This window comes from Olleya sp. KJ81-1 (assembly GCF_055808135.1).
On the sequence record NZ_CM147854.1, the window covers coordinates 3,178,021 to 3,198,088 of the forward strand.

Genomic DNA, 20,068 nt, shown 5'->3' on the forward strand with positions numbered 1-20,068 from the left:
TTGTATTACTTTTACATTCTAAAAATTCAATAAAATTTAATCTTGATTACAAAATCTACCATAGACCAAGTATATGAAACAGCCAGACTGGAAGAGGTTATTGGTGATTTTGTTCAGCTGAAAAAAGCAGGAAGTAATTTTAAAGGATTAAGTCCTTTTTCAGAAGAACGTTCTCCAAGTTTTGTGGTGTCGCCAGTTAAGCAAATCTGGAAAGATTTTTCAAGTGGAAAAGGAGGAAACGTCGTTGCTTTTTTAATGGAGCATGAACATTTTACCTATCCCGAAGCTATTAAATATTTAGCTAAAAAGTATAATATTGAAATAGAAGAAACAGAGCAGTCTAACGAGCAAAAACAAGCGCAAGATAAACGTGAAAGCTTATATTTAGTTAGTGAGTTTGCTAGCAGTTATTTTCAAAACACACTACATAATACAGATCAAGGTAAAGCAATAGGATTAAGTTATTTTAAGGAGCGAGGTTTTACAACAGAAACTATTAAAAAGTTTGAACTTGGTTACAGTTTAGATCAATGGAGTGCCTTTACAGATGCAGCCTTAAAAAAAGGATATAATTTAGAGTTTTTAGAGGCTACAGGACTAACTATAGTAAAGGAGACTAAGCAGTTTGACCGTTTTAAAGGACGTGTTTTGTTTCCTATACAAAGTATGAGTGGTCGTGTTTTAGGATTTGGTGGTCGTATTTTAACTAATGATAAAAAAGCTGCTAAATATTTAAACAGTCCAGAAAGCGACTTGTATCATAAAAGTAAAGTCTTATATGGTATTTATCATGCTAAACAATCCATTGCAAAGGAGGATAATTGTTATTTAGTAGAAGGTTATACAGATGTAATCCAATTTCATCAAACAGGAATTAAAAATGTAGTTTCTAGTTCTGGTACAGCCTTAACTAGTGACCAAATTAGATTAATTAACCGTTTAACAAAAAACATTACTGTTTTATTTGATGGTGATGCTGCAGGTATGAGAGCCTCTTTAAGAGGTATAGATTTAATCCTAGAGCAAGGGATGAATGTTAAGGTTTGTACGTTTCCAGAAGGAGAGGATCCAGATAGCTTTGCAAAATCAAATACATTAGAGGAGCTAACAGCCTATTTAGATCAAAATGCTAAGGATTTTATCCAGTTTAAAGCTTCGGTTTTATATGAAAGTGCTAAAAACGATCCAATTAAAAAGGCCGAAACCATTAGAGATATTGTAAATAGTATTGCTAAAATTCCGGATAGAATTAAAACAGAAATTTACATCCAAGAGTGCGCAAGGATAATGGATATAAGTGAAGAGGTTTTATTTTCTACTCTAGCTCAAATGACTAATAAAGAGCAAAATGAAGCAGTAAAACAACCTCAAAACCCGCAAGCTTTTGAAGTTATTAAAAGTCAACCAGCAGTTAAAAAGGTTGATGTGCAATATACCTTAGAGCGAAAAATTATTGAGATACTACTACTTTACGGAAACAGAAAAGAAGATTTTGAGGACTTAGTTTTAAAAGAAGCAGACAATGGTCAGTTAGAGTTAGAACCAGTTGTGCAAGAAGCTAAAGTGTTTGAAAAAATATACTTAGACTTACAAGAAGACGAAATGGAATTTTTAAACCCACAGTTTAAAGATATTTATTTTGCAATAATTGAAGCTTTAAATCAAAATCCAGAATTTAAAATAGAAAGCATTATTAACACAATAGATCCTGTTTTAGCCTCAGAAATCACATCTATTTTAATGGAGGATGAGCGTTATGCGTTATCGGACTGGCATCGTAATAATATTTTTCCAAAAACAAAAATAGACTCTGTTGCGCAATTAGTTAGCGAGACAATTTTGACTTTACGTTGCTTTTTAATTGATCAAAAAGTATTACAGTTTCAAAAAGAAACATTAGAAGATAAAAACACTATAAACCGAGAAATCCTTGAAGAAGTCAAGGATTACTCAGGTTTAAAAATGTTGTTGTCAAGAAAGCTAAATAGAGCTTTATAGATCTAAACTTTTTGCTTGGTTTACTAAATCAATTAAGTTAGTTACATTAAGCTTTTTCATTAGCCTAGCACGATAGGTACTAACCGTTTTTTCATTAATCTGTAATTCCTCAGCAATTTCTTTGTTACGTCTACCGTTAGATAAAAGCTTTAAAACTTCAACCTCTCTTGTAGATAGTTTTTTGTAGTAATTACTTTTTCCACTGTTTTTATCCAATGCTATTTTTCTAGATAAATTTGGGCTTATGTAAAGTCCGCCCAAATACACTTTCATTATAGCATCTTTTAAAGTTAGTAAGTCAGTGGATTTGTTAACATAGCCATCTGCTCCAGCTTTAATAGCACTTACAGCATAAACTTCTTCTTGCTGTGCGCTGTAAATAATAACTTTTACTTCTGGGTTTTCTTTTTTAATGCGACGTAATACACTTATACCATTAAGTTTAGGTAAGTCAATTTCGCAAATTAAGATGTCTGTTGTGTACTGTTTTAGTGCGTCAAAAATAGCTTCGCCATCTGCAACCGATGCGACAAATTTTATGTCTCTAGAGTTAGCAAATACCAATTCTAATCCTTTAGTTACTATAGGATGATTATCCGCAACCATTAGTTTAACCATGGTCAATTAGTTTTTTAGGGCCTTTTTAATTAAAAAAAGACTTGAGTTATAGAAATAATAATAGCGTCGTAAAGGTATATAAAATTATAGGATTACGGACTATTAGATTAAATCTTTAGGGATATTACAGACAGGAATTGCAACCATTTTGTGTAAGTTGTTGGTATTGTATCGTTTAAATATTTTAAAGACTTCTAATTTTCTTCCTTCAAAGTCAGATATAGTTTTCCCTTCATCTTTCATTTTCATAGCCCATTCTAATTCTGGGTAAGATGCACCAATTTGGTCTTCGTCACTTCGTGCATCTCCAAATAAACCATCACTAGGTGCAGCTTTAATTATGGATTCTGGAACATTTAAAAATTCACCTAACTTATACACTTCACTTTTCATTAAATCTGCAATAGGACTTAAATCTACTCCACCATCACCATACTTTGTGTAAAACCCAACACCAAAATCTTCTACTTTATTTCCAGTACCAGCAACTAATAAACCTAGTAAACCAGCGTGATAATATAATGTCGTCATACGTAATCTTGCACGTGTATTGGCAAGAGCCATATCCACCACTTCTTTTTTACCTTCTAGGGATACTTCTGTTTTAAACTCTTCAAAAACAGGTGTTAGGTCAGATATAATCCCTTCCACATTGGGATAACGTTTTTTTAATTGCTCAATATGTTCTTGACCTCTAGAGACGTGACTGGCAGCCTGATGTATAGGCATTTCAACACAAAGCACCTTTAAACCAGTTTGTGCACAAAGGGTAGAGGTTACAGCACTGTCAATTCCGCCAGAAATACCTACAACAAAACCATTTACTTTTGCGTTATTAGCATATGTTTTTAACCAATCTACAATATGTTTTACAACTTTTTCTGTTTGCATAATCAAAGAATTTAAAGCAAAGTATAGTACCTTTGCCTAACAAAAATAAAGTAATCCCTTTAGTAATAAAAATTAAGAGACCTTAAGTTTTATGAGAGTATTCATTTTAATAATATCATTGTTTTTTACATTGTTTTCTTGTCAAGATGATAATAAAGAAGCAGCCAAAATAGCTAAGATTGATATAAATCTTGCTGTAGAGCGTTTTGATATCGCTTTCGCGGAAGCTAAGCCAGAAGATTTACCGCAATTAAAAATGGCTTATCCATTTATGTTTCCTAAACAGTTTGACGACCAATTTTGGATACAAAAAATGAATGATACTTTGCAAAATCAATTAAGCGAAGAGACTATTAAAATATTTCCAGACTTAAAAACAGAAACGCAGGAAATTAAGCAATTGTTTAAACACTTAAAGTATTATTTTCCAAATTTTAAGACGCCTAGAGTTATCACATCGACTTCTGATGTTGATTACCGCAACAAGGTAATTGTAACAGATACTATTGCTATTTTAGAGTTAGATACCTTTTTAGGGTCAGATCATTTTTTTATCAAGGCTTACAAACTTATATTTCTGCTAACATGACTGCGGATCAGATAGTCGTAGACTTGGCAAATGCTTATGCAGAGAAGATGGTGCTAAACTCTAAACGTACAAACCTGTTAGAAGAGATGATCTATTCAGGGAAGCTTTTGTATATAAAAGATAAGATTATACCATTTAAAACTGATGCTCAAAAAATAGGATACACACAATTGCAATTAGATTGGGTATATGCCAATCAAGAGCAAATTTGGCAATACTTTATTGACAAAGAGTTGTTGTACAGCACAGACTCTAAATTACCTAATCGTTTTATCAATCCAGCACCTTTCTCAAAATTTTATTTAGCAGAAATAGATAATGAGTCACCAGGTAAAGTAGGGCAATTTGTTGGCTGGCAAATTGTAAAAGCCTACATGGATAATAACTCTGTTACATTAACAGAGTTGCTTAATACTCCAGCACAAATCGTATTTAATAAATCTAAATATAAACCAAGACAGTAATGGCTAAAATAACATCAGAAATAACTTTAAAAGTAGAGTTAGACGAAAACAGAGTGCCTGAAAAATTAAATTGGACAGCACAAGATGGAGGTATTAAAAATGCTGAAGCTAAAGCAATGATGCTATCCGTTTGGGATAATGTAGCGCAGGAATCTTTAAGAATTGACTTATGGACAAAGGATATGCCAGTGGATGAAATGAAAGTGTTTTTTCATCAAACATTAGTAGCTATGAGTGATACTTTTAATAGAGCAACTCAGGACGAAAAAATGACTGCTACAATGAAAGATTTTTGTGATTACTTTGCAGAAAAATTAGAGCTTAAAAAGTAAATTTATTTTTACTAAAGTGAATAGAACAAAAAACGCGAACCATTTGGTCCGCGTTTTTTTATGTGTGATAGTATAGTTAAAGTACTATTCTCCTAAAAAAGGATATCTGTAATCTACAGGAGTTACAAAAGTTTCTTTAATCATTCTTGGAGATACCCAACGTAATAAGTTTAAAGCGCTACCAGCTTTATCATTTGTTCCAGATGCTCTTGCACCTCCAAATGGTTGTTGTCCAACAACAGCACCTGTTGGTTTGTCATTAATATAGAAGTTTCCAGCACAGTTTTGTAACGCTTTGGTTGCTTGTACAACTGCGTATCTGTCTTGTGCTAAAATTGCTCCAGTTAAAGCATACTCGCTTGTTTGATCAACTAATGTTAATGTTTCAGTAAATTTATCATCATCATAGACATAAATTGTCATTACTGGACCAAATAACTCTTCACGCATTGTAGTATAGTTAGGGTCTTCAGTAACAATAACTGTAGGCTCGATAAAGTAACCTTTAGTTTTGTCGTGGTTTCCTCCAACAATAATTTCTACATTACTATCTGCTTTAGCTTGATCTATATATTTAGCTAACTTATCAAAAGATCCTTCATGGATTACAGCAGTAACAAAGTTGCTTAAATCTTCTGGAGATCCCATTTTAAATGAGTTAACATCTTCAATTACATAACCTTTAACCTCGTTCCAAATACTTTTCGAAACATAAGCTCTAGAGGCTGCACTACATTTTTGTCCTTGAAACTCAAAAGCACCTCTTACAATTGCAGTAGCTACTTGTTTTGGATGTGCAGTTTTATGTGCAACTATAAAATCTTTTCCTCCTGTTTCTCCAACAATTTTAGGATACGTTTTATAGTTGTGTATGTTGTTACCTATTTGTTTCCATAACTCTTTAAATACATAAGTAGAACCTGTAAAGTGTAAACCAGAGAAATCTGGACTAGCTAAAACGGTATCTGTAATCATGACTGGGTCACCAAATACAACGTTAATTACACCTGCAGGTACACCTGCTTCTTTAAATACATCCATGATTACTTTAGCAGAATATATTTGAGAATCACTTGGCTTCCATACAACAACGTTACCCATTAATGCCATACAAGCAGGTAAGTTTCCAGCAATTGCAGTAAAGTTAAAAGGTGTTACAGCATATACAAAGCCTTCAAGAGGTCTGTATTCTAGACGGTTCCAGGCATCACTTGTGCTTTCTGGTTGGTCATGATAAATCTCTGTCATGTACTGTACGTTAAAACGTAAAAAGTCAATTAGCTCACAAGCAGCATCGATTTCTGCTTGGTGTACAGTTTTTGATTGTGCTATCATTGTAGCAGCATTAATCTTTGCTCTGTAAGGACCTGCGATTAATTCGGCTGCTTTTAAAAAGATTCCAGCTCTATGTTCCCAAGGTGTGTCTGCCCAAGCTGTTCTAGCTTCTAAAGCAGTTGATATTGCTTGGTCAATATGTTTTTTTTCCGCAATAGCGTGTGTTCCAACAACATGTTTATGGTCATGTGGAGGAGACATTGTATGTGTTTTTTCTGTTGTAACATCTTGTCCATTAATGTACATAGGTACATCAATTTTGCTGTTAAACATTGTTTTATAAGCGTCTAAAACTGCTGCTCTTTCTGGAGAGCCAGGAGCGTAACTTTTTACAGGTTCATTCACCGCAATTGGTACATTGAAAAATCCTTTTCCCATGATAAGTGTTGTGTTTTTAGTTTAAAAATAATACTACAAAGTTACAATTTTTTGTTGGGTTATTACGGTTAGTAAAACCGTAAAATATTTGTAGTTAAAGGAAGAATGGTTCTTTTATATAGAAAGAATCAGAGTGTGTAGTTTTAGTTAAGTGCAAATGGAGCGCTTAATTTAAAAGTAGGAATAATGACTTCAAAGTTTTTAGCTGTTGAGTAATTTATCATACTGTAAAAACCTTTCATGGCTCCAAATGGAGAGGTAAGTAAACAGCCAGAAGAGTAGGTGTGGCTCTCACCAGGTTGTAATACTGGTTTTTGTCCAATTACGCCTTCTCCTGCTACAATCTCAATATTATTAAGTGCATCCAAAATAGTCCAATGTCTAGCATTAAGCTGGACAACATCCTTACTTTGGTTTTCAATGGTTACGTCATATCCAAAAGCAAAGTTAATTTTATAGTTTTTATAAAACGTGCCTTCAAATTTAGTGTCTACGGATATTTTTATCCCTTTTGTAACTTGTTGTACCATGTTAGTATGTAGTTGCTTATTGTAAAAATAAGAAAATTATATATTTATTTGGTCGATATAATGGGATAAAACTTACTTTTAATGAGTGTTAATTGGTAATCCCAACCGAATTAGCTTCGCCTAAACCAATAATTTTGTCATATCTAGCTCCTAATTCTTTGTAATACACTAAAACTTTATAGTTGTTCTCTGTTTGCCAAAAGCTACCTCCAATAGTATGTTCGTCTATGTTGCCATTTTTATCAACAATTGCATATTTATAATTATAAAAACCTTGCTTTAATTTTATAGCAATACTGTAAACACCTTCTTCTTCATAATGTTCAAGTTTAGTTTGTGGTTCAATATCATAATTATTAAAATTTCCATAAACATGAATGGATTGACCTTCTTCAATAGTTGGATATTGTAAAGCAAAATGTACCCAAGCATAATCTGCTTCGGTTTCTGGTTTGTCCGAGTTTAAAGCTGTTATAAAAAAGTTTCCATTTATATCTGGATTGTAGGTGTATTCTAGGTCAGCGCGAGAGGTGTTGGTGTATAAATAGGTTTGATATAGATCTTCTAAGCTAATATATTGTACGCCATTATTTGCTGCTCGTATTTCTTTGTTTTCAAAACTTAAAAACTCATTGCCTCCAAAAAAGCTAGAGGCTTCATTGTATCTGTAGCTTAACTCGTTACCTAAAATATATTGAGGTTTTAAATCCGTAATAGCGGTTTTTAAATTGTTATTTTGAATTATTACAGTTTTTACAGTCTCGGTAGGATTTACAAATTGTAATTGACCCGAACTTATTGTGATGTCTACAGATTGTTTTTGTTCGATTGTTGAAACGTCACGAGAGCGTCTAATTTGTAGGCCAACATTAGCTTGTTGTTGGTATACCATAAATTTTCGGCTAAAAATAATATCATCATAATCATCATAAATAGTGATAATATAGTTTCCGGTAAGTTTAATGCTTTTTGTAAATTGGTTTGGAATGCTAACTTTATAATGAGAAAAAGTTTGTAAAGTGTTAAAAGAGTTTTCGTATTCTCTAATACGTTGTTCGTCAAAACCATCTAAATATTCTGACTCAACTAATATGGAAGGCGTCCAATCAAAATTATAGTGCTTAATCTCGTAATAATAATCATCTTCATTACCATTTAATACGTCAAATTCTAAAAGTAAAGGTTGACCAAGTGGAATGATTGGTAATTGACTTTCTGATGTTCCTCCATTAAAATAGATTGACTTTACATAATCAGGCGGTATTATTTCTTTAACTTGTGCAAAGCTAACAGTAGTGATTAAAAAAGTTAAAAAAATATGTTTAATGTTATTAAGCATTTGTAGGCAGTTTTATATAACAAAGATAAACAAAATCTATACCTAAAAGTTTTTCTTTATAAATAGTCAATTAATTATCTATTTATTATTAAATTTGCACGGATTTTTAAGCCTATAAAAATCACAATCAGTATAACTATTAACCAATAGATTTATAATATGTCAAACGACATTAAGATTAAAAAAGGTCTGGATATTAAATTAGTCGGAGCAGCCGAAAAGGTTACCGAAAACGCTATTGTTAGCAATTATTATTCAATTAGACCTGAAGATTTTCATCAAGTTACACCAAAATTAATGGCTAAAGAAGGCGATAAAGTAAAGGCAGGACAACCTGTTTTTTACGATAAGTCTAATGAAGCTGTAAAATTTGTATCTCCTGTTTCAGGACAGATTATTGAGGTAGCTCGTGGTGAAAAAGAAAAATACTTTCAGTAAAAATTCAAGCAGACAAGGAACAAGCGTTTCAGGATTATGGTAAGCTAGATTTAAATTCAGCTAATGCTGAAGCTATTAAATCACGTTTATTAGAGTCAGGATGTTGGGCTTTTGTAAAACAACGTCCATATGATGTTATTGCAAATCCTGCAAACATGCCTAAAGCTATATTTATATCAGCTTATGCAAGTGCACCTTTAGTCGCAGATTTAGATTACGTCCTACAAGGGAAGGAGGCTGAGCTGCAAGCTGCTGTTACTGCTTTAAGTAAATTAACTAATGGTAAAGTACATGTAAGTGTTGCAAAAAATGGTAATTCGCCATTAGCAGGACTTTCAGATATAACTTTGCACAAGGTGTCTGGTCCGCATCCATCAGGAAATGTTGGAACCCAGATTAACAAAATAGATCCAGTTAATAAAGGTGAGGTTGTTTGGACAGTTAATGCTCAGGACCTTGTTATTATTGGTGAGTTATTGTTAACAGGACGCTTTAATGCAGAGCGTATTGTTGCTTTAGTAGGTTCTTCAGTTAAAAAACCACGTTATTTCAAAACTAAATTAGGAAGCGAAATCGCAACTATGATTTATGACAATGGTGTGGATAAAAACGGTAATGATCGTATCATTTCTGGAAATGTATTAACAGGAAAACAAGTTAAGCCAGATGGGAATTTAGATTATTATAGTAATACAATTTCTGTAATCCCTGAAGGTGATGATTACGAGTTTTTTGGATGGAACAAGCCAGTTTTTAATAAAGTTTCTACTTCTAGAGCTTTAACTTTTTCATGGTTAACACCAAATAAAAAGTTTGACTTAAATACCAATACTAATGGTGAGCATAGAGCTTTTGTTATTACAGGTAATTACGAAGAAGTATTTCCTCTAGATATCTTTCCAATGCAAATTTTAAAAGCTTGTATGTACAAAGATTTAGACGAAATGGAAGCTTTAGGTATGTATGAAGTAGCACCAGAAGATTTTGCTTTAACAGAATTTGTATGTGTGTCAAAACAACCACACCAAAAGATAATTAGAGAAGGTTTAGACTTAATGCTTAAAGAAATAGGATAATGGGCTTAAAAAGTAATTTACATAATTTAAAAGAAAAGTATAAAGGGACCAAGATGGCTCCTGCGTTTAACGCAATTCATACTTTTTTATACTTGCCAAATGAAACCACTCATGGTGGAACGCACATTAAGGCAGCAGATGATTTAAAACGTACAATGAATATTGTAATCATGGCATTAATACCATGTTTAATATTTGGTATTTTTAATGCAGGTTACCAACATTATGCAGCTATTGATGCAGCAGCAGGTATAACTAGAGAAGCGTCATTATTTGCAAATTTTATCACTTGGGATAACTTTGTAGTTGGAGCTTGGACAGTATTACCATTGGTAATTGTATCTTATGGAGTTGGTCTTATTGTAGAGTTTATTTTTGCAGTAATTAAAGGACACGAAGTAGAAGAAGGTTACTTAGTAACAGGTATGCTAGTACCATTAATTGTTCCTGTTGATATTCCATTATGGATGTTAGCTGTAGCAGTAATTTTTGGTGTTGTTATCGGTAAAGAAGTATTTGGAGGAACAGGGATGAACATCCTTAACCCAGCATTAACCATTCGTGCTTTCTTGTTTTTTGCATATCCAACATGGATGTCAGGAGATAAAGTTTGGGTACATGAAGCGGTTGAGCGTGCAGGTACTGCAGATGCAATATCAGGAGAAACATTACTTGGTGCTTATGCACAAAATAGTAGTTTAGCAGGTATTGATTATATGGATATGTTTTTTGGATTTATTCCAGGATCAGTTGGAGAAACGTCTAAGTTATTAATCATCATTGGAGCTTTATTTTTAATCTTTACAAAGGTTGGAAGCTGGAGAATTATAGTGTCTACTTTAATAGGTGCTTTAACAATGGGATTAATATTTAACGGAGTTGTTTCTGCTGAGTGGATTGGAGAATCTAGCAAATTTTACGGATTAATGAATGTACCATTTTGGCAACATTTAATTATTGGTAGTATTTTATTTGGTGCTGTTTACATGGCAACGGATCCAGTAACAGCATCTCAAACAAATAAAGGTAAATGGATTTATGGATTTTTAATTGGTTTCATTTCAATAATGATTCGTGTATTTAATCCAGCGTATCCAGAAGGTGTGTTTTTAGCTATTCTATTAATGAATGTCTTTGCACCAACTATTGACCATTACGTAATACAAGGAAACGTAAAACGCAGAATGAAACGTTTAAAAGTTAAAACAGCATAATCATGGCAATGAACACAGATAAAAATTCATATACTGTAATATTTGCAATTGTAATGGTGCTTGTTGTAGGGTCTTTATTAGCCTTTACTGCAGCAACCTTAAAACCAAATATTGCTGAAAACAGAAGAATGGAAAAGCAACAGAATATTCTGTATGCTATGGGAGTTAATGGTAACGAAGGTGATGGAGACATAACTTTTGTTTCTACAGATAAAGTTGCAGCAGATTTTTCAAAATACATTACTAAGCAATTAGTTATTGAAAATGGTGTAGCTAAGGAAGATAATGAAGCTTATTTAATAGATATCAAAAAAGAACAAGCTAAAGCTAAAACAGGAGGAACAAGACGTTTGCCTTTATTTGTTGGTGAAAAGGATGGTAAAACATTCTATATCGCACCAATTAGAGGAAAAGGACTTTGGGATGCTATTTGGGGTTATGTTGCAATGGACGAAAACATGGTTGTTCAGGGTACATTTTTTGACCACGCAGGAGAAACACCTGGTTTAGGAGCAAACATTAAGCAACGTTACTTCATGGATGATTTTTATGGTGAAAAATTACTAACTGACGCAGGTGTCTTTAAAGGGATTACTGTAGCTAAAGGTAATAATGATCCTAAAAACGAAATTAAAGATGATTACGAAGTTGATGCATTAGCAGGAGCAACTATCACAGGTGATGGTGTAACAGCAATGATTAAAAAAGATTTAAGATTATATCAATCTTACTTCGAGAACTTAAAAAAACTAGCTAGCAATTAATTATGGGACTACTTTCAAAAAAAGACGCAAAGTTAATAACAGATCCTTTAGCAGATAATAACCCAATTACAATCCAAGTATTAGGTATATGTTCTGCTTTAGCAATTACCGCAGAGTTAAAAGCGTCGTTGGTAATGGGTATTGCTGTAATGTTTGTATTAGGAATAGGAAACGTAGTTATCTCTTTAATGAGAAACATCATACCTTCTAAAATCCGAATTATTGTTCAACTTATTGTAGTTGCTGCTTTAGTAATTATTGTTGATCAAGTATTAAAGGCTTTTGCTTATGAGTTAAGTAAAACACTTTCGGTATTTGTTGGATTAATTATCACAAACTGTATTATTATGGGACGTTTTGAAGCTTTTGCTTTAGCAAACAAACCTTGGAGATCTTTCCTTGACGGAATTGGTAACTCTTTAGGTTATGCAGTCATCTTAATAATTGTTGGTTTTTTTAGAGAACTTTTAGGGTCTGGTACATTATTCGGAATACCAGTATTAGGAGATCCAATCGAGAAAACAGGAGTATATTCAATAGGATACGAAAACAACGGTTTTATGTTAATGCCTCCAATGGCATTAATAATTGTTGGACTTATCATTTGGGTACAACGTAGTAGAAACAAAGCATTAATCGAAGACTAAAAATATTATGGAACATTTAGAATTATTTTTCAAGTCGATTTTTATAGACAACATGGTATTTGCTGTATTCTTAGGAATGTGCTCTTACCTAGCAGTATCTAAAAAAGTAGCAACAGCTGTTGGATTAGGTGCAGCAGTAATATTTGTATTAGCAATTACAGTACCATTAAACTGGTTACTAGATCAATACATTTTACAACCAGGTGCTCTATCTTGGTTAGGAGCAGAGTATGCAGATTATGATTTAAGTTTCTTATCATTTATTATGTTTATCGCTACCATTGCAACAATGGTACAATTAGTAGAGATAGTGGTAGAAAAGTTTTCGCCATCATTATATAACTCTTTAGGTATTTTCTTACCACTTATCGCAGTAAACTGTGCAATATTAGGAGGATCATTATTTATGCAGTCAAGAGAAATCGAAACTTTAGGTTTAGCATTTAATTATGGAATCTCTTCAGGTATTGGTTGGTTTTTAGCTATTCTTGCAATTGCAGCAATTAGAGAAAAGATTAGATACAGTAATGTACCTGCACCATTAAGAGGATTAGGAATCACATTTATCATTACAGGATTAATGGGAATTGGTTTCTTGAGTTTTGGAGGTATGTTGACTGGAGGAGATGAAGAAGCACCTAAAAAAGAAAAGACAGTTAAAGTAGAGACTAAAACTGTTGAGTCAAAAGAATTAGCTAACAATACTAAAATAGTAGAGTAACATGATTTTAGCAGCAGGAACATTAGGGACAGTATTAGCAACCGTAGCAGCATTTTTATTAATTACATTAGTATTAGTAAGTTTACTGTTGTTTGTTAAACAAAAATTATCGCCATCTGGTCCAGTAAAGATTTTAATAAATGGCGAACGCGAAATAGAAGTATCTTCAGGAGGTACGTTACTATCAACATTAGGAAACAATAAAATTTTCTTACCATCAGCTTGTGGTGGTGGTGGAACTTGTATCCAATGTGAATGTCACGTATTATCTGGTGGAGGTGAAGCTTTGCCTACAGAAACACCTCACTTCTCAAGAAAAGAACTAGCACATGGTGCACGTTTATCTTGTCAAGTAAAGGTTAAACAAGACATGGAAATTACCATTCCAGAAGAAGTATTCGGGATTAAAAAATGGGAAGCAACTGTTGTATCTAACTACAACGTAGCGACTTTTATTAAAGAGTTTGTAGTGGAGATCCCTGAGGATATGAACTACAAAGCAGGTGGATATATTCAAATTGAAATTCCAAATTGTACAGTTAATTATTCAGAAATGGATATTACTGCACATCCAGAGGATCACCCAGGAGAGCCAGATAAGTTTGAAGCAGATTGGGATAAATTTGGTTTAAGACCATTAGTGATGAAAAATGATGAGTTAGTTGAAAGAGCTTACTCTATGGCTTCTTACCCTGCCGAAGGAAGAAAAATTATGCTTAATGTACGTGTTGCAACACCTCCTTTTGATCGTGCTAAAGGTGGCTGGATGGATGTAAATCCAGGAGTAGCATCGTCTTATATCTTTAACCAAAAAATTGGAGATAAAGTAACAATTTCTGGACCTTACGGTGAATTCTTTATCAACGAGTCTGAAGCAGAAATGCTTTATGTTGGTGGAGGGGCAGGTATGGCTCCAATGCGTTCTCATTTATATGAGTTATTTAGAACTATCAAAACTGGTCGTAAAGTAACGTATTGGTATGGTGGACGTTCTAAAGCAGAATTATTCTACATTCACTATTTTAGAGCTTTAGAAAAAGATTTCCCGAACTTTAAGTTCTTTATTGCATTATCAGACCCAACGGAAGCTGATAATTGGAAATTGAAATCAGATATTAATGATGAGTCAGGTGATGGGTTTGTTGGATTTATTCACCAAGTTGTGATTGATCAATATTTATCTAAGCATGATGCTCCGGAAGATATAGAGTTATATTTCTGTGGACCACCATTAATGAATCAAGCAGTACAAAAAATGGGAGAAGATTTTGGTATCGATGATGAAAACATCAGATTTGATGATTTTGGAGGCTAAAATGCTCAACTTCTAATTATTATATTTTAAAGCCAGAACTTAACAGTTCTGGCTTTTTTTTGGTATACCAAAATAGTGTGTTAAAGTTTCGTATTTTTTTATTATGTTCCGTAAATTCGGCAAAAAGTAACATTTTAACGTTTATTAAAACATCAATATGAATAAAATTACACTTAAAGGTTTATTTTCCTTTTTATTTTTGAGTGCTAGTGTTTCCGCAGTAGCGCAAATTCAAAGTAGTAATTCTAGTTTAAATTCAAACCTTCAAATTAATGGAGGTCCTTTTGAATTAACAGAAGCTACTAAACAGTCTATCGAAGTCACTGGTTATGCTAAATGTTTAACTGATGAAAACGAACTTTTACTTCAACAAAAATATCCAAATAGAGCAAATGATGCTCAATTTGAAGAATGGTTAGCGCCAAAGTTGTCTCAAATTCAAGCAGACAGAGCAAGTGGTAGAAGCCAGCAAGTTGTATATAATATACCTGTAATTATCCACGTTGTTCACGATGGTGATGCTTTGGGTACAGGAGAAAATATTACAGACGCACAAGCGTTATCTCAAATTCAGGTAATGAATGAGGATTATAGAAGATTAGCAGGTACACCAGGAGGTGTAAATAGTACTGGAGCAGCTGTTGATGTTGAGATAAATTTTTGTATTGCGCAACAAGATGAAAGTGGTAATCCAACAACAGGAGTTGTTAGACACGTAATAACGCCATATAGTAATAACCAAACGCCATCTAATACTGGAGATTGGGAAATTAGATCTGATGTGGAAACTATGAAAACAAATACACAGTGGGATCCAACAATGTATTTAAATATGTGGACTATACGTCCAGGTGGAAATGCTTTAGATGATAATGTTAATCCTGGTTTAGGAGGTTTGTTAGGATACGCACAGTTTCCTAGTAATTCTGGTTTAATAGGATTGAATACAAGTGGAGGAGCTGCTAATACAGATGGTGTAGTTGCAGCTTTTGACTCAATGGGTACATTAGCTGAAGATGATGGTACATTTATGCTTAACCCAACGTATAATTTAGGTAGAACAATGACACATGAAGTTGGACACTGGTTAGGTTTACGTCATATTTGGGGAGATAATTCTAACTGTGTTGGAGGTAGTTCAGCAGGAGATTTTTGTGCAGATACACCAGATTCTAATCAACCAAATTACTCTTGCGTAACAGTGGATAACTGTGTTAGTGATGGTTTAGGAAATGACCAAGTACAAAACTATATGGATTATACGCCAGATGCGTGTATGGATACTTTTACACAAAATCAAAAAGATAGAATTGTTGCTGTCATGCAGTCTAGTCCTAGACGTATGGAGTTAAATGCATCTAACGTATGTAATCCTTCTCAACCAACTATTAGTTTTACTACAACAGCACCAACGTCAGCATTAGAAGGTAGCGATTGTGATTTTGTAGATTATATTTTTGATTTAAATATATCTGAAGGTGGTGATGCTACAGCTACTGCTACGTTAGTTGCTACAGGTACAGCAGTTGAAGGCGAAGATTTTGAATTAGTAAATAACTCGGTTGTTTTTGCAACAGGAGCAACTACTGCAACAGGAAGTAATGTAATTACTTTAAGAGTTTATAATGATAGTTTTGTAGAAGCTGATGAAACAGTTATACTTAATTTAAACGTTACTACTACAGGAAGTACATTGGCTTCTGCAGCGACTCATCAATTAACAATTTTAAATGATGATGCAGCAGCAGCATTAACAACTACTGTTAATGTGTATTCTAATAATTTTGATGATGGTACTGGATTATCAGTATATGATAGAGATGGAGATGGTAACGCATGGTATGCAGGTGTTGGTGGCTTAGATGGTTTTGGAGATGTTGTTGGAGATACTGCTCTTTCTGAGTCTAATGGAACACTTTTAGGTACAGGAACTGGTGGATATACTCCAGACCAATATTTAGTGTCTGCAGCATTTACTATTCCAGCTAGTGCAACTGATGTTGCTGTATCGTATGTTGTTGGATCTTACAATACAAGTGGTGTCTATCAAGAACATTACTCTGTGTATTATACTACTATAAGTACTCCAACAGCATATGCTGATTTAGAGGAATTTGTATTAGAAAATGACAGAATAGTTCCAGCTACAGGAACAGAGATTAGAACACATGATTTAACACCTTATGCAGGTACAACAGGACAAATTGTAATCAGACACCATAACACACCTGGTGATGGTTTATTATTATTTGATACATTAAGTGTAGATGCTACCACAGGGACTTCTATCCAAACAGTAGAGAATTCTGCAACTTTAGATCAGTTAAGCTTATCAACTTCAGGAACAGTAACATCTAGTGATGCTATAAGTTCTGATTTAATGTTAGATATTACTAATAATGGAATTGAAGATTTTGGTTGTTTAGATGTATTTGTATCTAGAGCTGGTAATAGCGCACAAAGTTATAATGGTAATACTACACCAAACTTTTTTGCAGATAAAACGTTTACTGTTACACCAACAAATGCTGTAACAAGTACTGATGCAGTAATCGAGTTTTACTTTACTAGTGCAGAAATAGCTGGATGGGAAGCTGCTACAGGACAAACAGCATCATCTTTAAGTATTATTAGAGAGCATGGTACAGAAGTAGAAGTTGTACCAGCAGCAGTAACAGCTTTTGGATCAGAATTTATTGTATCTGGAACATTTACAAACGGAATAGATGGAACATTCTATTTTGGTGTACCTCAAGCTAGTTTATCTACTGTAGAGTTTGCTTTTGATCAATTTAGCGTATATCCAAACCCAACTTCGGGAGAGGTTACATTATCAATAAGTACTGGTGAGGATGTAACACTTACAGTATATGACATTAGAGGACGTCAAATATTAAACGACAAGTATACTAATACAGGATCTTTATTTAATAAGACAATAAATTTAAATGCTAAAGCAACAGGAATTTATATTCTTAAAGTTGAAGCAGGTAATAAATCTGTATTTAAAAAGATTATTGTAAAGTAATTTTAAGATAATTTTAGATAAAAGCCCAATACGAAAGTATTGGGCTTTTTCGTTTATAAATAGTATAAAAAAATAATTCTTACTCTTTTAATATTTATAACCTTGTTACTTTTAGTCTACAAGCTTAGCCCAAAACCTGTTAAGCTATTTGTAAATAAGTTATCTAAAAGTGTAATGCAATCAAGTATTAACAAGGATAGTTTAACTATTGCGTCTAGGGTAAATCCTCCAAAAGGATATAAAAGAGTTGATTATCCGATTGGAAGCTTTCAGGATTATCTCAGGAATTATGCTTTAAAACCTTATGACAGTAAAATTATTAATTATGATAATTCTGTTTATTATTGGCAAAAAGGACATGAAGGCATATTAGATATTAGTGTACCTAAAAATGGATTACAACAATGTGCAGATGCTTTAATTAGGATAAGAAGTGAATACCTTTGGGAAACCAATAAAAAAGACCAAATAGGGTTTAATTTTACCTCAGGTCATTACTGTTCTTGGTCAGATTATGCTAAAGGATATAGACCTAAAATAAATGGTAATAAAGTCACTTTTAGTAAGACAGCAACAGCAAATAATAGCAAGGCTAATTTTTATAACTATTTAAATTTAATATATACGTATTCTGGCACCTTATCACTTTTTAACGAGTTAGAGCCAATAACCAAAGTAGAAGATTTAAAAATAGGCGACATGCTTATTTTAGGTGGTAGTCCAGGTCATATTGTAATGTTAGCAGATCAAGTTGTTAACGATAAAGGTGAAAGCTTGTTTTTATTATTTCAAGTTAACACGCCTGCACAAAGTGTTCATTTAGTAAAAAATCTTGAGGATGCTTCTATGTCTCCTTGGTATGACTTAAAATTGGATGCTGTAATTCCAGTGTCTAACTTTACTTTCTATAACTCTAAATTTGCAAGATTTAAGTAATTTGTTAGTCGGCTTTTTTTCCGCGAAAGCGAAATAAACTTTATTTTTGTAATATGAAAGCACTATCAAAACAAGAGTTACATAATCTAGCCATGAATCATGTAGGTAAAGACCTAGAGAAACGTGGTTTTGAGTTTATAGCAATTAATAGTCAACTTAAAAGTAATCCGCAATTTGTAGTTATGGATAAAAATAAACAATACTTTTTTGTGGTTGTTCGCGCTGTGCTATTACCTGATAATGCTAATAATTACGACGTTATTTGGATGGAGTCATTTAAAAAGCACGCTACAGATAATAATTCTAAAATATTATATGCTGGCGTTGGATTGGGTAACCCAAAAGGAGAAGACTTGCCTGTTTATTTAAATCAAGAATATTTAATCGAGTATAATGGGATTCAATTAATTGAAACCAACTTAAATTAAGACCTAAAATTAGTAGTCTTTTAAACTTACAGCATAGCCTATATGAAAAAATACACGTTTTTATTTTCTGTCCTATTTATTGTTTTTTCTTGTAAAAAAGAACCACAATTACTTAAAGTATCTGGTCCTGTTTTTGGGACAAGTTATAGTATACAGTATTTTGATTTAGATGGTACAAGTTATAATAAACAGTTTGATAGTCTGTTTGCAATTATTAATAAATCCATGTCTAATTATCAAGATAACTCTGATATTTCACGGTTAAACCGAAATGAAGAAGTTGAAGTAGATAATCATTTTACAACCGTTTTTAAAGCATCAAAGCAAATTTATCGCGAAACCGAAGGTGTTTTAGATCCAACCATTGGAAGGATTGTTAATGCTTGGAATTTTGGTTCAGAAAAAAACACAATGACTTTGGATAGTGTTAAAATTGATAGTTTAATGCGTTTTGTGGGCTTAAACAGAGTTGGATTAGTTGATCGTAAAATAAAAAAACCAGAGGCCTCTTTTATAGATTTTAACGCTATAGCTAAAGGGTATGGAGTAGATGTAATTGCAGATTTTTTAGAATCCAAAAATATTAAAAACTATATCGTAGATATTGGTGGAGAGTTAAGAGCAAAAGGTATTAATGTTAGCAAAGCTAAAGGTTGGACTGTTGGTATTGAAAACCCCAATTATGATGGCTCTCAAAGCTACAATAAAACATTAGTTTTAAAAGACCAGGCTATGGCAACTTCTGGGACATATCGTAAATTTAAAATTGACGAAAACGGAAACAAATACGCACACATTATTAATACTAAAACAGGTTATCCATCTAAAACCAATATTTTAAGTGTCTCTGTTATAGCTAAAACCTGTATGATGGCAGATGGTTATGCTACTGCTTTTCAGGCAATGGGAATGGAAAAAGTAGATTACTTTATGGCAAAACATCCTGAGTTAAAAGCGTTCTTAATTTTTGAAAACGATAAAGGAGAATTGGAGTCTAAAGCATTTAATGGATTTAAAACTAATTAAT

Annotated in this window: 16 protein-coding genes and 2 pseudogenes; 13 read left to right on the forward strand and 5 right to left on the reverse strand. The window is 33.0% G+C overall.

Annotated features, from left to right (window positions below):
• Positions 1 to 42: 42 nt before the first annotated feature.
• Complete coding sequence (gene dnaG, locus AC0L3M_RS14855; protein WP_473431254.1) at positions 43 to 1,998, forward strand: DNA primase; 1,956 nt, start codon at positions 43 to 45, stop codon at positions 1,996 to 1,998.
• On the opposite strand, the gene AC0L3M_RS14860 is transcribed toward dnaG, so the two are convergent.
• Together AC0L3M_RS14860 and nadE are read right to left on the reverse strand one after the other, a co-directional pair.
• Entirely contained in the window at positions 1,993 to 2,616 is a 624-nt protein-coding gene (locus AC0L3M_RS14860) for a response regulator (protein ID WP_145006316.1), read from the reverse strand. The genes dnaG and AC0L3M_RS14860 overlap by 6 nt on opposite strands.
• A gap of 102 nt (positions 2,617 to 2,718) precedes the next feature.
• On the reverse strand, positions 2,719 to 3,507 hold the full coding sequence (gene nadE, locus AC0L3M_RS14865; protein WP_473431255.1) for an NAD(+) synthase: 789 nt from the start codon (positions 3,505 to 3,507) through the stop codon (positions 2,719 to 2,721).
• 91 nt (positions 3,508 to 3,598) lie between these two features.
• On the opposite strand from nadE, the pseudogene gldB reads away from it, so the two are divergent.
• Together gldB and gldC are read left to right on the forward strand one after the other, a co-directional pair.
• Positions 3,599 to 4,560 (forward strand): annotated as a pseudogene (gene gldB / locus AC0L3M_RS14870) (gliding motility lipoprotein GldB).
• On the forward strand, positions 4,560 to 4,892 hold the full coding sequence (gldC, locus tag AC0L3M_RS14875) for a gliding motility protein GldC (protein WP_090841916.1): 333 nt from the start codon (positions 4,560 to 4,562) through the stop codon (positions 4,890 to 4,892). Before gldB ends, gldC begins: the two are co-directional and overlap by 1 nt.
• An 84-nt stretch (positions 4,893 to 4,976) precedes the next feature.
• On the opposite strand, the gene pruA is transcribed toward gldC, so the two are convergent.
• The 3 genes from pruA to AC0L3M_RS14890 form a co-directional block, all read right to left on the reverse strand.
• Complete coding sequence (pruA, locus tag AC0L3M_RS14880; RefSeq protein ID WP_292947142.1) at positions 4,977 to 6,605, reverse strand: L-glutamate gamma-semialdehyde dehydrogenase; 1,629 nt, start codon at positions 6,603 to 6,605, stop codon at positions 4,977 to 4,979.
• A 143-nt stretch (positions 6,606 to 6,748) separates the two neighbouring features.
• The gene (gene apaG / locus AC0L3M_RS14885) at positions 6,749 to 7,135 is read right to left on the reverse strand and encodes a Co2+/Mg2+ efflux protein ApaG (RefSeq protein WP_145006328.1); all 387 of its coding nucleotides are present in this window, start codon (positions 7,133 to 7,135) and stop codon (positions 6,749 to 6,751) included.
• A gap of 88 nt (positions 7,136 to 7,223) precedes the next feature.
• On the reverse strand, positions 7,224 to 8,474 hold the full coding sequence (locus AC0L3M_RS14890) for a type IX secretion system plug protein (RefSeq protein WP_473431256.1): 1,251 nt from the start codon (positions 8,472 to 8,474) through the stop codon (positions 7,224 to 7,226).
• Between the two features lie 159 nt (positions 8,475 to 8,633).
• Between AC0L3M_RS14890 and AC0L3M_RS14895 the strand changes: the two are divergent.
• The 10 genes and pseudogenes from AC0L3M_RS14895 to AC0L3M_RS14940 all read left to right on the forward strand — a co-directional run bounded on the left by AC0L3M_RS14895 (position 8,634) and on the right by AC0L3M_RS14940 (position 20,067).
• Positions 8,634 to 9,988: pseudogene (locus AC0L3M_RS14895) on the forward strand (Na(+)-translocating NADH-quinone reductase subunit A).
• Positions 9,988 to 11,202, forward strand: coding sequence for an NADH:ubiquinone reductase (Na(+)-transporting) subunit B (locus AC0L3M_RS14900; RefSeq protein ID WP_473431257.1), 1,215 nt, complete (start codon positions 9,988 to 9,990; stop codon positions 11,200 to 11,202). Before AC0L3M_RS14895 ends, AC0L3M_RS14900 begins: the two are co-directional and overlap by 1 nt.
• 2 nt (positions 11,203 to 11,204) lie before the next feature.
• Positions 11,205 to 11,966 (forward strand): Na(+)-translocating NADH-quinone reductase subunit C, encoded by a 762-nt coding sequence (locus AC0L3M_RS14905; RefSeq protein ID WP_473431258.1) that lies wholly within the window; start codon positions 11,205 to 11,207, stop codon positions 11,964 to 11,966.
• A 2-nt stretch (positions 11,967 to 11,968) separates the two neighbouring features.
• The gene (locus AC0L3M_RS14910; RefSeq protein WP_339809152.1) at positions 11,969 to 12,613 is read left to right on the forward strand and encodes an NADH:ubiquinone reductase (Na(+)-transporting) subunit D; all 645 of its coding nucleotides are present in this window, start codon (positions 11,969 to 11,971) and stop codon (positions 12,611 to 12,613) included.
• Between the two features lie 7 nt (positions 12,614 to 12,620).
• Positions 12,621 to 13,334 (forward strand): NADH:ubiquinone reductase (Na(+)-transporting) subunit E, encoded by a 714-nt coding sequence (gene nqrE / locus AC0L3M_RS14915; RefSeq protein ID WP_473431259.1) that lies wholly within the window; start codon positions 12,621 to 12,623, stop codon positions 13,332 to 13,334.
• Position 13,335: 1 nt separating this feature from the next.
• Complete coding sequence (nqrF, locus tag AC0L3M_RS14920; RefSeq protein ID WP_473431260.1) at positions 13,336 to 14,649, forward strand: NADH:ubiquinone reductase (Na(+)-transporting) subunit F; 1,314 nt, start codon at positions 13,336 to 13,338, stop codon at positions 14,647 to 14,649.
• A 157-nt stretch (positions 14,650 to 14,806) separates the two neighbouring features.
• The gene (locus AC0L3M_RS14925) at positions 14,807 to 17,677 is read left to right on the forward strand and encodes a T9SS type A sorting domain-containing protein (RefSeq protein ID WP_473431261.1); all 2,871 of its coding nucleotides are present in this window, start codon (positions 14,807 to 14,809) and stop codon (positions 17,675 to 17,677) included.
• A gap of 174 nt (positions 17,678 to 17,851) precedes the next feature.
• The gene (locus tag AC0L3M_RS14930) at positions 17,852 to 18,613 is read left to right on the forward strand and encodes a DUF4846 domain-containing protein (protein WP_473431262.1); all 762 of its coding nucleotides are present in this window, start codon (positions 17,852 to 17,854) and stop codon (positions 18,611 to 18,613) included.
• A gap of 53 nt (positions 18,614 to 18,666) precedes the next feature.
• Entirely contained in the window at positions 18,667 to 19,041 is a 375-nt protein-coding gene (locus AC0L3M_RS14935) for a Na(+)-translocating NADH-quinone reductase subunit F (RefSeq protein WP_186439233.1), read from the forward strand.
• 42 nt (positions 19,042 to 19,083) lie between these two features.
• Positions 19,084 to 20,067, forward strand: coding sequence for an FAD:protein FMN transferase (locus tag AC0L3M_RS14940; protein ID WP_473431263.1), 984 nt, complete (start codon positions 19,084 to 19,086; stop codon positions 20,065 to 20,067).
• The last annotated feature ends 1 nt before the right edge of the window (position 20,068 follow it).

Coding starts and splice junctions, on each gene's coding strand:
- AC0L3M_RS14935 (WP_186439233.1), top strand. CDS start 18,667: ATGAAAGCACTATCAAAACAAGAGTTACATAATCTAGCCATGAATCAT.
- AC0L3M_RS14930 (WP_473431262.1), top strand. CDS start 17,852: ATGCAATCAAGTATTAACAAGGATAGTTTAACTATTGCGTCTAGGGTA.
- AC0L3M_RS14940 (WP_473431263.1), top strand. CDS start 19,084: ATGAAAAAATACACGTTTTTATTTTCTGTCCTATTTATTGTTTTTTCT.
- apaG (WP_145006328.1), bottom strand. CDS start 7,135: ATGGTACAACAAGTTACAAAAGGGATAAAAATATCCGTAGACACTAAA.
- AC0L3M_RS14890 (WP_473431256.1), bottom strand. CDS start 8,474: ATGCTTAATAACATTAAACATATTTTTTTAACTTTTTTAATCACTACT.
- AC0L3M_RS14860 (WP_145006316.1), bottom strand. CDS start 2,616: ATGGTTAAACTAATGGTTGCGGATAATCATCCTATAGTAACTAAAGGA.
- nadE (WP_473431255.1), bottom strand. CDS start 3,507: ATGCAAACAGAAAAAGTTGTAAAACATATTGTAGATTGGTTAAAAACA.
- AC0L3M_RS14900 (WP_473431257.1), top strand. CDS start 9,988: ATGGGCTTAAAAAGTAATTTACATAATTTAAAAGAAAAGTATAAAGGG.
- pruA (WP_292947142.1), bottom strand. CDS start 6,605: ATGGGAAAAGGATTTTTCAATGTACCAATTGCGGTGAATGAACCTGTA.
- gldC (WP_090841916.1), top strand. CDS start 4,560: ATGGCTAAAATAACATCAGAAATAACTTTAAAAGTAGAGTTAGACGAA.
- AC0L3M_RS14905 (WP_473431258.1), top strand. CDS start 11,205: ATGGCAATGAACACAGATAAAAATTCATATACTGTAATATTTGCAATT.
- nqrE (WP_473431259.1), top strand. CDS start 12,621: ATGGAACATTTAGAATTATTTTTCAAGTCGATTTTTATAGACAACATG.
- AC0L3M_RS14925 (WP_473431261.1), top strand. CDS start 14,807: ATGAATAAAATTACACTTAAAGGTTTATTTTCCTTTTTATTTTTGAGT.
- AC0L3M_RS14910 (WP_339809152.1), top strand. CDS start 11,969: ATGGGACTACTTTCAAAAAAAGACGCAAAGTTAATAACAGATCCTTTA.
- nqrF (WP_473431260.1), top strand. CDS start 13,336: ATGATTTTAGCAGCAGGAACATTAGGGACAGTATTAGCAACCGTAGCA.